Source organism: Streptomyces sp. NPDC088910 (genome assembly GCF_044749865.1).
GTDB lineage: Bacteria > Actinomycetota > Actinomycetes > Streptomycetales > Streptomycetaceae > Actinacidiphila.
Genome location: NZ_JBIVIV010000018.1, coordinates 1 through 12,991 on the forward strand (window position 1 = coordinate 1; position 12,991 = coordinate 12,991).

Consider the following 12,991-nt stretch of genomic DNA (forward strand, 5'->3'; position numbering starts at 1 on the left):
CTTTAGCAGAAGCTATTCGGTCGGAATTACCAACCCCGTTCCGAGCACACACGTTTCCGCGGGTCTCGTCGAGGCGGTTGTGCCAACGTACTGGACTCCCCCGCCCGGAGCAAATCGACCGCGGCCGTTCCGGTCGCGGTGACAGTCACGGTGGCTGAGGGTGGCCGGATGACAGACTTCCGATCGGGAAGGGTCATCATGTGGTCGCTTCCGCTCGGGCGGAATCCATACTTGACATGACTTAGGCTGCTCTCGCGGCCTCGCCGTCCGGTGACAGGCAGTGACGGCGTCTTGAGCTCCGCATATAGGAGGCTTCCCATGACGACCGTTTCTTCTCCGCTGGCCGGACGGGCCATCGGGCTCGCGGCAGTGCCCGACCCCGTGTTCTCCGGCGCCATGGTGGGACCGGGTACGGCCATCGACCCCGTGCGCGAGTCGACAGTGGCGGTGTCCCCGGTGGACGGAGTCGTTGTTTCTCTGCACCCGCACGCGTTCGTCGTCGTGGACGACGAAGGGCACGGAGTGCTGACGCACCTCGGCATCGACACCGTTCAGCTCAATGGCGAGGGATTCGAGTTGCTGGTGTCCAAGGGCGACACCGTCAGCCGCGGCCAGGAGGTCGTCCGGTGGAATCCGGCGGCCGTCGAGGAGGCCGGGAAGTCGCCGGTGTGCCCCGTGGTCGCGCTCGAGGCCACGGTGGAAGCGCTCGGCGAGGTCGCGGAGAGCGGCGAGATCGAAGCGGGCGGCACTCTCTTCACCTGGAAGTAGTCCCGCGCTCCGCCAGGCGTCAGGCCAGCGGGGGCACGCAACCTAAGCGGCGGCGTCATCGACCCGCCGCATCGACCGGAGACGGGTGAGATGGAGACAACGCTGCGAGGCGTCGGTGTCAGCCACGGTGTGGCGATCGGCGAGGTACGGCACATGGGCACCGCTGTTCTGGAGCCGCCCGCCAAGCAGATCCCGGCGGACGACGCTCCGCGCGAGCAGGGTCGGGCGCGGCAGGCTGTCGAGGCGGTGGCCGCCGATCTGACCGCGCGTGGTCATCTCGCGGGCGGCGAGGCGCAGGCGGTGCTTGAGGCGCAGGCGCTGATGGCGCAGGACCCGGAGCTGCTGGCCGACGCCGAGCGCCGGATCGCGGTGGGGAGTACGGCCGAGCGCGCGGTGTACGACGCTTTCGCCTCCTACCGGGCGCTGTTGGCGGGCGCTGGTGAGTATCTGGCCGGTCGGGTCGCGGATCTGGACGACGTGCGGAACCGGATCGTCGCGCGGCTGCTGGGTGTGCCGATGCCAGGTGTGCCGGACAGCGACGAGCCGTATGTGCTGATCGCGCGTGATCTGGCGCCTGCGGACACGGCGCTGCTCGACCCTGCGTTGGTGCTCGGTTTCGTCACCGAGGAGGGCGGGCCGACCAGTCACAGCGCGATTCTGGCGCGGGCGCTCGGGGTGCCGGCCGTGGTGGCGCTGCCTGGTGCGGGTGAGCTGGCCGAGGGGACGCTGATCGCGGTCGACGGCAGCACCGGTGAGGTGTTCGTCGAGCCGGACCAGGAGAAGCGGACCGCGCTGTCCGAGGCGGCGGCGGCCCGGAAGGCGGCGCTGTCGGCGTCGTCGGGTCCTGGTGCGACGTCGGACGGGCACAAGGTGCCGTTGCTGGCGAATGTCGGCGGGCCGGCCGATGTGCCCGCGGCGGTGGCGGCGGGGGCGGAGGGCGTGGGTCTGTTCCGTACGGAGTTCCTGTTCCTGGACGACTCCTCGAAGGCGCCGACGGAGGACAAGCAGGTTCAGGCGTACCGCCAGGTGCTCGAGGCGTTCCCCGAGGGCCGGGTGGTGGTGCGCGTGCTGGACGCGGGCGCCGACAAGCCGCTGGAGTTCCTGACGCCCGCGGACGAGCCCAACCCGGCGCTGGGTGTGCGGGGGCTGCGGTCGCTGCTCGACCACCCGGAGGTGCTGCGGACGCAGCTCACCGCGCTGGCGAAGGCGTCGGAGGGGCTTCCGGTGTACCTGGAGGTCATGGCGCCGATGGTGGCGGACCGTCAGGACGCGAAGGCGTTCGCGGACGCGTGCCGTGCGGCGGGGCTGCGGGCGAAGTTCGGCGCGATGGTGGAGATTCCGTCGGCGGCGCTGCGGGCGCGGTCGATTCTCCAGGAGGTCGAGTTCCTGTCGCTCGGCACCAATGACCTGGCGCAGTACACCTTCGCGGCGGACCGGCAGGTCGGTGCGGTGTCGCGGCTTCAGGACCCGTGGCAGCCCGCGCTGCTCGACCTGGTGGCGGCGTCCGCGGACGCGGCTCGGGCCGAGGGCAAGAGCTGTGGTGTGTGCGGTGAGGCGGCGGCGGATCCGTTGCTCGCGTGTGTGCTGACGGGTCTGGGTGTCACCAGCCTTTCGATGGGTGCGGCGTCGATTCCTTATGTGCGGGCGACGTTGGCGAAGTACACGCTGGCGCAGTGCGAGCGTGCGGCTGCCGCGGCTCGGGCGACCGACAGCGCCGATGATGCGCGGCGGGCGGCGCAGGGCGTGCTGTCCGGCGAGTGAGCCGACGCCGGCTACGACGGCGGTCGGGCCGGTTGGCGGAGGGCGTTCCACCCGTGCGGGGTGGGGCGCCCTCCGCCGTTTTGTCATCGGCCCGGTGTTCCGCGCCAGCCGGTCCCGTACTGCGGCCTCTCCCTCATGTGAGGGGTCCGAAGGGACCCGTCGGGCCGATGTGGTCGACGGGCGGTGGCGGCAGGGGGAGTCCCGCGCGGTAGACGACGCCGTGCTCGGGCGGTACGGGGTCGCCGGTGGCGGCGTCGGTGCAGTAGGCGTTGAAGACCTCCGCTTCGGTGAGCGGGTGGAGGTGGCCGTCGCGCAGGGACCAGCCGCGTACGGTGTCGGGCCGTTCGTCGTCGTGGGTGGTGCGCAGGACGACGCCTCCGGTCCGGCCGGTGGCGGTGCTGGCGGCCATGACGGTGCAGAGCACGAGGGCGTCGTTCTCCGCGAGTTCGATCGTGTCGTCGGTGTCGGCGTGTACGTGGACGGCGGCGAGCAGTGGGCCGTCGTCGGCGGGGAGGCTGCACACGACGTGGTGGGTGCCGGGGCCGACGGTCTCGATGAGGCGCAGCAGGGTGTCGGAGGCGCGGTCGAAGGCGCAGTGGGCGAGGTCCTGTCCGCAGTCGGGGCAGGTGCCGGCCCGGGTGAGGGCGTCGGTGGCGCTCTCCCAGGTGGCGCGGCGGTCGGCTTCGTGGGCGAGTTGGGCGCGCAGCAGGGTGAGGGACTGGCGGGTGTAGGCGATGGAGGGGCCCGCGGCGGTCGCTTCCGCGGTGTAGTGGGTGCGGGTGGTGGCGCTGTCCGGGGGCTGGCGGGTGGTGGTGCAGTAGTCGGCGTAGGCGTCGGGGTCGAAGAGTGTGACGGCGATGTGGTGGCCCTGGGCGTGCAGGTGGCGGAGGAAGGCGTCGACGGCGTGCAGATACTGTGCGTAGTTGTCGAAGGCGAAGCTGCGGTGGTCGGTCAGGGCCGCGAAGTCCTCGTCGTCCAGGAGCAGGGCGACGACGGTGGGGGCTTCGCGGCGCAGCGCCCTGCGGTGGGCCGCGCGGTGCCTGCGCGGGCGTTGCGCCTGGTCGGCGCGGGCGTGGCGGTTCTTGCGGTGGGTGGTGCGGTTCTTGGTGCTGGACATGCTTCCCCCTCGGTGTGGCACCGGGGTCCCGATGACCCCTAGTGCTCACTCACCGTAATCGGGGGCACTGACAACGGCGGTTCTGCGGCGGTCGGGTGCGGTCGGTCGAGGCGGCGCAGGACCAGGCGGCGTTGCAGGAGCGCGGCGGCGGCGAGTACGGCGCCGAGCGCGATCCAGCCGGTCGGTCCTGTGGCGATGACGACGGAGGTCATGAGCAGCGGGCCGACGCAGCGTGAGGTGGACTGGGCGAGGCCGTGCACGCCGACGTAGCTGCCCTGTGCGTCGTCGGGTGCGAGGGCGACGGACAGTTCCCAGGAGATGGCGGACTGGATCATCTCGACGACGGTGAAGGCGATGGCGGCGGCGAGGATCGCGGCGGTCGCGGCCCATCGCGTGTGGACGACGGCGACGGCCGTGGCGGCTCCGGAGAGCAGGAACCATACGGCGACCCGGCGCAGGGAGTCGGCGGCGACGCGTGGGGTCCTGCCGTGCCGGGAGAGCCGGACCTGGAAGGCGACCACGATGACGGTGTTGACGACGAAGATGGCGGCTGCGAGGCCGTGCGGGGCGTCGGTGCGGGTGATGATCCACAGCGGCATGCCGACGCTGAGCGCGCAGCCGTACAGGAACATCGCCGAGTCGAGGGCGGCGTAGAGGAGGTATCCGCGGTCCCGCCAGGGGTTCGACCGGGCGCCGACTTCGCGGTGCGGGAGGGAGGTTGTGGCCGTGGTGGCGGTCGGGGCGGTGTGGGCGGCGACCGTTCTGCTGGCCGAGGGGGGTTCGGCGCAGCGGGCGACCAAGGCGGCGACGAGGACGAAGGACAGGGCGTCGCCGAGGAGCAGGCCGCGGTAGACCGCGCTGGTGCCGATGGCCAGGGCGGCGGAGGCGCCGAGGCCGCCGACGGTGTAGCCGACGTTGACGACGGTGCGCTGTACGGCCTGGTAGCGGGCGCGGTCGGGTCCCGCGACGCGGGCGGCGAAGAGTTTGGTGAGGACGGAGGCGGAGCGTTCGCCGAAGCTGCCGAGGGCGACCAGGGGCAGCAGTTGCCAGAAGCCGTGGGCGAGCAGGAGCAGCAGGCTGGAGGCGCCGCGCAGGAGTTGGACGGCGAACAGCACGCGGGTGAGCGGCACACGGTCGGCCAGGCGGCCCGCGACGGGCGCGCCCGCGATGCCGGCGGCGCCGCCGAGGCCGAGCAGCAGTCCGGCCTGGCCGGTGCTGAGTCCGCCGATGAGGACGAAGTAGAGGGCGGTGACGGCGACCCAGAGTCCCGAGCCGGTCTTGTCGATGAGGTTGATCCAGAGCATCCGCCGCCCGTCCGGGCCTCCTGGTATCGGCGGTATCCGCATCGTGTCCGCTCCCCCTCGTCACCGGGTTCGTTCGCCGCTCGTCCGCCACGTACTCGCTTGCCGTACGGCTTTGTATTGGTACATACTCATGTATGTGGCAACACAATATGCGATCAGCGGTGCGACGGCCAGGGAGATTGCCGCGTCGGCCGAACGGGCGGTGACCGAAGGGCGGTTGCGCCCGGGGGACGCGCTGCCGCCGGTGCGGACGCTGGCGGACGGACTCGGCGTCAGTCCGGGGACGGTGGCGGCGGCGTACAAGGAGCTGCGGCGGCGCGGGATCGTGGTGACGCGCGGGCGCGGCGGGACGGTGGTCGCGTCGGCGCCCTCGGTGGCCTCGCGGCGTCCGCCCCGGGTGCCAGAGGGGCTGCGGGATCTGGCGGGCGGCCATCCGGACCCGGCCTTCCTGCCGGATCTGGTGCCGCCGGGACGGCTGTCGCCCGGCGCACGTTCGCACCGCGCCTCGCCCCGGCTGCCGCAGTTGGAGGAGCTGGCGCGGGCGTGGTTCCGCCGGGACGGGGTGCCCGACGGGCAGGTCACCTTCGCGCACGGCGCGCTGGACTGCGTCGCGCGGCTGCTGTCGGTGGAGCTGCGGCCCGGCGACGCGGTGGCCGTCGAGGACCCCGGCTTCCACCATCTGCTCGATCTCGTACCGGCGTTGGGGCTGCGGACGGCCGCGGTGGCGGTGGACGACGAGGGGATGCGGCCGGAAGCGCTGCGGTCGGCGCTGCGGGCCGGCGCGCGGGCGGTGGTGCTGTGTCCGCGCGCGCAGAATCCGTACGGGTCACGGGTGTCGGAGGCGCGCCGCGAGGAGTTGCTCGCGGTGCTGGCGGGGTCGCCCGAGGTGCTGGTCGTCGAGGACGACCACAGCGCGGACACGGCGGGCGGTCCGCTGCACTCGCTCACCACGGCGGGGGCGCGGGGTCCGGGGCGATGGGCGCAGATCCGTACGGTCTCCAAGCATCTGGGCACCGATCTGCGGTGGACGGCGATGGCCTGCGACCCGGTCACGCTCGCCCGGCACGACGGCCGGATGCTGCTGACGTCGGGCTGGGTCAGCCATGTGCTCCAGGAGACGGTGGTCCGGCTGATGACCGATCCGGCGACGGCGGAACTGGTCGCCGCGGCGGGGACGGCGTACACCGAGCGCCGCGAGGCGCTGATCGCGGCGCTCGCGGAGCACGGGATCACCGGGGCCGCGGTGAGCGGTCTGAATGTGTGGGTGCCGGTGCGCGACGAGGCCGCGGTCGTCAACGGCCTGCGATCGCAGGGCTGGTGGGTGGCGGGCGGGTCGCGGTTCCGGATCGGTGCGGGTCCGGGCGTACGGATCACCGTCGCGGACCTGCGGGTGCCGGAAGCGGCCGTGCTGGCCGCCGACTTCGGTCGCGTGCTCGCCGACTCCGCGAGCACGTACGGGGGTTGAGGCACCGCACCGTGACGGGGGTGGTCAGTGAGGTGCCAGCGGCGCTATTGACGGGGGCGGCGCCGGTCAAGTATCCAGATCCTGGGCGGCATTGGTACAGACCAAATGGGAGTCCGGCATGCGAAGATCCCTCACACTCCTCCTCGCGCTCTTCGGCACGCTCGTCCTGTTCCTCGTTCCTCCCGCCTCGGCGGCCGGCGGCGTCGGCGCGGCCTTCGCCAAGACCTCGGACTGGGGCAGCGGTTACCAGGCGCAGTACACGATCACCAACGGCAGCGGTTCCGCGATCAGTTCCTGGAAGGTCGAGTTCGACCTGGCCTCCGGCAGCAGCGTCGGCAGCTACTGGGACGCGCTGCTGACCCAGTCCGCCACGTCCGGCGGCACGCACTACACGTTCACCAACCGCGACTACAACGGGACGCTCGCGCCGGGCGCCTCGGCCGTCTTCGGCTGGGTGGGTTCGGGAACCGCCACCCCCGCCAACTGCAAGCTCAACGGGGCTTCTTGCGACGCGGGCGGCGGTGGCGGCGGTTCCGACACCACGCCTCCGACCGTGCCCGGCGGCGTCACCGTGGGCTCGCCGACCAGCTCCTCGCTGACGGTGAAGTGGAACGCCTCGACCGACAACTCCGGTTCCGTGGCCGGTTACGAGGTCTCACGCAACGGCGGCACGCCGGTCGCCGTGACCGGCACCTCGTACACCGCGACGGGTCTCGCGGCGTCCACCGCGTACTCCTTCCAGGTCCGCGCCAAGGACGCGGCGGGCAACTACTCGGCGTACAGCGCGGCCGTCAGCGGCGCCACGAGCGCGACCGGTGGCGGCGGGAATCCGAGCCCCGGCGTGATCCGTACCGCGCCGTACGTGGACATGGGCGCCTGGCCGACGCCGAGTCTCACGGCGATGTCCCAGGCGAGCGGCGTGAAGAGCTTCACGCTCGCCTTCGTGACCTCGGCGGGCTGCAAGGCGTCGTGGTTCAACGCCTATGACCCGCGCCAGGCGTGGGCGAAGGACCAGATCGACGCCATCAGGGCGGCCGGCGGGGACGTGAAGGTCTCCTTCGGCGGCGCGAGCGGCATCGAGCTGGCCCAGGCGTGCGGTTCGGCCAGTGCGCTGGCCACCGAGTACGGCGCCGTGGTCGACGCGTACAACCTGTCCTACGTCGACTTCGACATCGAGGGCTCGGCGGTCGCGGAACCCGCGTCGATCGCCCTGCGCTCACAGGCGTTGGCGCTGCTCCAGCAGTCCCACCCGAATCTGCGGATCTCGCTGACCCTGCCCGTGCTGCCCAACGGTCTCGACGCGAACGGGCTGAACGTGGTCACCTCCGCGAAGAACGCGGGCGTCAACCTGGACATGGTCAATGTGATGGCCATGGACTACTACCAGAGCGTCGACTACGGCGACGCGGCGGTCCAGGCCGCCAACAGCCTGTTCGGACAGCTCAAGCCCCTCTATCCGACCAAGTCCGACGCGCAGCTCTGGGCGATGGTCGGCGTGACGCCGATGCTCGGCCAGAACGACGACGGACACGTCTACGACCAGGCCGACGCCCGTCAGCTCGTCGCCTTCGCGCAGAGCAAGCACCTGGGCATGCTCTCGTTCTGGGAGGAGGGCCGGGACGCAAACGCGTGCACCGGCGCCACCTACAAGTGCACCAACATCTCGCAGACGCCGTACGAGTTCTCGAAGATCTTCGCGGCGTACACCGGATGACGGCGGCGCGGACGTGACCGTCGGCACCTGAAGTGACCTTCTACGAGCGGCCCTTCGCGCGTTCGGCGGCGAGCCGCTCGTAGAAGCGCAGCACCCCGAGGTCGTCCACCGAGCCCGGGTTGACTGCCTTGTCGAGCGCGGTGCCCTGGAGGAGCCGTTTGACGGGGACCTCGATGCGCTTGCCGGTGAGGGTGTGGGGGACGCCGGGGACGGCGATGACCTCGTCGGGTACGTGGCGCGGCGAGAGCTGGGCGCGGATCGCGGTGCGGATCCGGTCGCGCAGCGCGTCGTTCAGTTCCGCGCCGTCGGCGAGCTGCACGAACAGCGGCATCCAGTAGCCGCCGTCGGGCTGTTCGATCCCGATGACCAGCGACTCGCGGATCTCCGGCAGGCGTTCGACGACCTCGTAGATGTCGGAGGAACCCATGCGGACGCCCTGGCGGTTGAGGGTGGAGTCGGAGCGGCCGTGGATGACGACCGTGCCGCGCGAGGTGAGGGTGATCCAGTCGCCGTGCCGCCACACGCCGGGGAACATCTCGAAGTAGCTCTCGCGGTAGCGGGCGCCGTCCGGGTCGTTCCAGAACCTGATGGGCATGGACGGCATGGGGTTGGTGACGACCAGCTCGCCGACCTCGTCGACGACCGGGCGGCCCTGCGCGTCCCACGCCTGCAAGTCGGTCCCCAGGCACGGCGCTTGGAGCTCACCGATGTGCACGGGGAGGGTGGGGACACCGCCCGCGAAGCAACTGCACACATCGGTGCCGCCGCTGACCGACGCGATCCACAGGTCTTCCTTGACCTCGTCGTGCAGCCAGCGGAAGCCGTCGGGCGGCAGCGGCGAGCCGGTGGTGGCCACGCACTTGACGGCCGACAGGTCGACGTCACGGCCGGGGTGGATGTCCGCCTTGCGGCAGGCGATCACATACGCGGCGGAGGTGCCGAAGACGGTGGTGCCGGTCTGTTCCGCCACCCGCCACTGGGCGGCGACGTCGGGGTAGCCGGGGCTGCCGTCGTAGAGCACGACGGTGGAACCGGCCAGGAGCCCGGAGACCAGGAAATTCCACATCATCCAGCCGGTGGAGGTGTACCAGAAGAAGCGGTCGTCCGGGCCGAGGTCAAGGTGGAGGCCGGTCTGCTTGAGGTGTTCGAGCAGGATGCCGCCCTGGGACTGCACGATGGCCTTGGGCAGTCCCGTGGTGCCGGAGGAGTAGAGCACCCACAGCGGGTGGTCGAAGGGCACGGCCTCGTACGCGGGCGCGGTGTCGTCGGCGGTCAGGTCCGCCCAGTCCAGGGCGCCTTCGGGGGCGGGCGTGCCGAGCAGCGGGATGTGCACGGTGGCGCGCAACGAGGGCAGCCCTGCGCGCAGTTCGGTGACGACGTCGGTCCGTTCGTGCCGCTTGCCGCCGTAGCGGTAGCCGTCCACGGTGAACAGCACGACGGGCTCGACCTGTTGGAAGCGGTCGAGGACGCTGCGGGCGCCGAAGTCCGGGGCGCAGGAGGTCCATACGCCGCCGACGGCCGCGGTGGCGAGCAGCGCGACGACGGCCTGCGGGATGTTGGGCAGGTAGCCGCTGACGCGGTCGCCGGGGGTGACGCCGAGGCGGCGCAGGGCCGCGGCGAGCGAGGCGACCTGGCGGCTGAGTTCGGCCCAGCTCACCGTGCCGGTCTCGTGGCTCTCGTCCAGGTGCAGCAGGGCGGGGGTGTCCGCGCGGGCCGGGTCGAGGGCCGGGCGCAGCGCGTGCTCCGCGTAGTTGAGGGTCCCGCCGGGGAACCAGCGGGCGCCGGGCATCGAGGCGTCGGCGAGCACCGTCTCGTACGGGGTGCTGAAGCGGACGTCGTACCACTCGGTGATCGCGCGCCAGAAGGCGTCGGGGTCGCGGACCGACCAGGCGTGCAGCGCGTGGTAGCTCGCGGCGGGGTCGCCGGGCACGGCGGCCGGGGCGCCGTACCGCTCGGCCGTCCAGTCCTGGAACCGGGTCACCTGCGCGCGGGCGATCCGCTCGGGTCCCGGCGTCCACAGGGGCTCCGGGCTGTCGGCGGGCTCGGGCGTGGTCCTCATATGGGCGGCTCCCCGGACGGTACGCGTCGTCGCGTATCTGCGGCTGGTCCCCTGCGGGCGGAATGTCCCGCCCCGGGCCTGGGCAGGACGATGCCATGTGATCGTCTTCGGCGCCAGGGCGGGGTGGCCCACGGGTCGCGCGGCGGGGGTCGGCGGGGGCTCTGACGAGGGGTTCCGAGGGGGTGGTCCGGGCGGCGGGGCGGCGACGGGGTGGCTCTGTTTCCGGCTCCCGCCGGGGTTCCCGCCAAGATCCCTGGGAAGATCACTCACCGGGCCCGCGCGGGCCCGGCCCCGCCGTTGGAGGGCACGGGCGCACGGGGTGCGGTCCGGGTCGGCGGCGTCGGCGACCGGCGCGGGTCGCGCACCGCCCCCTCCAGGTGAACGGTGGCTGAACGAGCGGCGCGACCGGCGGTTTCGATGGAAGGGTGGGGGCATGGACGCTCGGGACCTGCTGCGGTCGGTGCGGACGGCGGGTTCCGCCGAGGGCCGGCGTGCCACACGCTCGGCCTGGCGGCGGCAGCGCACGGACGCGCGGGATCTGCCGCGGCGCGGCGCCGAGCGCGCCCGGGTGCCGGGCGCCGCGCAGGAGGTGGAGCCGCTGCCCGGCGGCGGCCGGGTGCGGTTCGCGCGCTCGGTGCTGCGGATACGGGTGGCGATCGGCGGCGCTGTCTTCTGCGGCTGGGACGGCGCGGATCCCGACCCGTCGTACGCGCTGGCCGGCGGGCGGCCCGAGGCGGATCTGCGGGCGATCCTCGAACCGGACAAGGACGGCTGGCGGGTGGTGTCCGAGCGCGTCACCGTCCTGGTGTCGCGGCACGGCGCGGTGGAGATCCGCACGCCCGGCGGCGTGCTGCTGCGCAGGGAGCTGCCGCCGCGCTGGTGGGAGCCGACCGGCGGTGAGCCGGGGGTGGGCGCGCGCTGGGTGCAGCGCTCGGAGACCCCGGCCGACGCGCGGGTGTACGGGCTCGGCGGCCGGGCCGTGGGACCGCGGCTGCCCGCGGGCGGCTACCGGTTGTGGAACACCGACCCCGACGGCTCCTTCGAGCCGGGCGACGACCCGCTGTACATCACCATGCCGGTGCAGCTCGTGGTCGCCGACGCGGGCTGCCACCTGGTCTTCCACGACAACACGTGGGACGGCAGGGTGACGCTGCGGGACGGTGAGGAGGGTGCGGGCTCGGGCCACGACCGGCCGGGCGGCTGCGAGCTGCGGATGGACGGCGGGCCGCTGCGCTACTGGGTGATCACCGGTACACCGTCACGGGTGCTCAACGGCTGGACGGCGCTGACCGGCAGGCCCGCGCTGCCGCCGAGCTGGGCGCTGGGCCACCACCACTCGCGCTGGGGCTTCGGCAGCGAGCGGGAGGTGCGGCGGGTCGTGGCGGGCTACCGCGAGCGCGAACTGCCCCTGTCGGTGCTGCATCTGGACATCGACCACTTCGACGGCCACCAGGTCTTCACCGTCGACAAGGGCCGGTTTCCCGATCTGCCCGGTCTGGCCGCGGAGTTGGCCGAGTCCGGGATCCGGACGGTGTCGATCGTGGACCCGGCGGTGAAGGCGGAGCCCGGCGTGGCGGTCTACGACAGCGGCACCGAGGAAGGCGCGTTCGTGCGGGACGCGCGGGGCCGGGAGGTCAACGGCGTGGTCTGGCCGGGCGATGCGGCCTTCCCCGACTTCACCGACCCCCAGGTGCGGGCGTGGTGGGGCCGGTTGTACGCCGAGCGCCTCGATCAGGGCTTCTCCGGGGTCTGGCACGACATGAACGAGCCGGTGTCCTTCGTGTCCTTCGGCGAGAACACCCTGCCGCGCTCGGCGCGGCACTCTTTGGAGGGCCGAGGCGGCGACCACCGCGAGGCGCACAATGTGTACGGCCTGACGATGGCCCGCGCGGGCTACGAAGGGCTGCGCGAACTGCGCCCCGAGCAGCGGCCGTTCCTCTTCTCGCGTTCCGGCTGGGCGGGCATGCAGCGGTACGGCGGCACCTGGTCGGGCGATGTGGCGACCGGTTGGCCCGGGCTGCGCGCGTCCCTGTCGCTGGTCCTCGGGCTCGGCCTGTGCGGGGTGCCGTACTCGGGCCCCGACGTGGGCGGCTTCACCGGTTCACCGTCACCGGAGCTGTATCTGCGCTGGTTCCAACTCGCCGCGTATCTGCCGTTCTTCCGCACCCATTCGGCGATCGACGCCGGGCGGCGCGAGCCGTGGGAGTTCGGCCCCGAGGTGCTGGAGCACGCGCGGGCCGCGCTGACCGAGCGGGTGCGGCTGCTGCCGTATCTGGAGTCGCTGGCGCACGTCGCGCACCGCACCGGCGCCCCGTACGTCCGCCCGCTGTGGTGGAACGCGCCGGGTGACCGGGCGTTGCGCGAGTGCGGTGACGCTTTCCTGCTGGGCGACGCGCTGTTGGTGGCTCCGGTGCTCGAACCGGGTTCGCTGACGCGGGCGATACGGCTGCCGCGCGGCCTGTGGTACGACACCGCGACCGGTACCGCGCACCGCGGGCCCGGTCAGGTGCTGCTCGACGCGCCGCTGGGCCGGATTCCGGTACTGGCTCGGGCGGGTGCGATCGTGCCGGTGGCCGGGGCGGACGGCGAGGTCGAACTGGAGGTGTGGGCACCGCGACTCGGCCGTACCGGGAGCGGTGTCGTCTTCAGCGGCGACCCGGAGGGCTGGGGCACGGCGCGGATGGAACGGTTCACCTCTCGGTGGGCGGACGGGGAGGTCGTGGTGGAGCGGGACGGCGCGGACGCCGGGGAGCCGGTCGGCTACCGGGTGCGGGTGCGCGGCACGGCGTCGTAGGGTCCGACC

Annotated in this window: 8 protein-coding genes; 5 read left to right on the forward strand and 3 right to left on the reverse strand. The window is 72.6% G+C overall.

Features of this window, described 5'->3' with window-relative positions; genetic code table 11:
* Positions 1 to 318: 318 nt before the first annotated feature.
* Positions 319 to 768, forward strand: a complete 450-nt coding sequence (locus tag ACIP4Z_RS32235; RefSeq protein WP_355344104.1) for a PTS glucose transporter subunit IIA — start codon at positions 319 to 321, stop codon at positions 766 to 768.
* 90 nt (positions 769 to 858) lie between these two features.
* On the forward strand, positions 859 to 2,529 hold the full coding sequence (gene ptsP, locus ACIP4Z_RS32240) for a phosphoenolpyruvate--protein phosphotransferase (protein WP_355344101.1): 1,671 nt from the start codon (positions 859 to 861) through the stop codon (positions 2,527 to 2,529).
* 133 nt (positions 2,530 to 2,662) lie between these two features.
* On the opposite strand, the gene ACIP4Z_RS32245 is transcribed toward ptsP, so the two are convergent.
* Positions 2,663 to 3,646, reverse strand: coding sequence for a hypothetical protein (locus ACIP4Z_RS32245; RefSeq protein WP_401313884.1), 984 nt, complete (start codon positions 3,644 to 3,646; stop codon positions 2,663 to 2,665).
* Positions 3,647 to 3,684: 38 nt separating this feature from the next.
* Positions 3,685 to 4,992 (reverse strand): MFS transporter, encoded by a 1,308-nt coding sequence (locus ACIP4Z_RS32250; protein ID WP_401313886.1) that lies wholly within the window; start codon positions 4,990 to 4,992, stop codon positions 3,685 to 3,687.
* Between the two features lie 94 nt (positions 4,993 to 5,086).
* Between ACIP4Z_RS32250 and ACIP4Z_RS32255 the strand changes: the two genes are divergently transcribed.
* Both ACIP4Z_RS32255 and ACIP4Z_RS32260 read left to right on the forward strand, forming a co-directional pair.
* The gene (locus ACIP4Z_RS32255; protein ID WP_401313887.1) at positions 5,087 to 6,415 is read left to right on the forward strand and encodes an aminotransferase class I/II-fold pyridoxal phosphate-dependent enzyme; all 1,329 of its coding nucleotides are present in this window, start codon (positions 5,087 to 5,089) and stop codon (positions 6,413 to 6,415) included.
* A gap of 118 nt (positions 6,416 to 6,533) precedes the next feature.
* On the forward strand, positions 6,534 to 8,129 hold the full coding sequence (locus tag ACIP4Z_RS32260; RefSeq protein WP_401313889.1) for a cellulose binding domain-containing protein: 1,596 nt from the start codon (positions 6,534 to 6,536) through the stop codon (positions 8,127 to 8,129).
* 40 nt (positions 8,130 to 8,169) lie between these two features.
* Here ACIP4Z_RS32260 and ACIP4Z_RS32265 read toward each other — a convergent pair whose 3' ends face one another.
* A complete protein-coding gene (locus ACIP4Z_RS32265; protein WP_401313891.1) occupies positions 8,170 to 10,188 on the reverse strand; it encodes an acetoacetate--CoA ligase in 2,019 nt (672 codons plus the stop codon).
* A 433-nt stretch (positions 10,189 to 10,621) separates the two neighbouring features.
* On the opposite strand from ACIP4Z_RS32265, the gene ACIP4Z_RS32270 reads away from it, so the two are divergent.
* A complete protein-coding gene (locus tag ACIP4Z_RS32270) occupies positions 10,622 to 12,982 on the forward strand; it encodes a glycoside hydrolase family 31 protein (protein WP_401313893.1) in 2,361 nt (786 codons plus the stop codon).
* Positions 12,983 to 12,991: the final 9 nt, after the last annotated feature.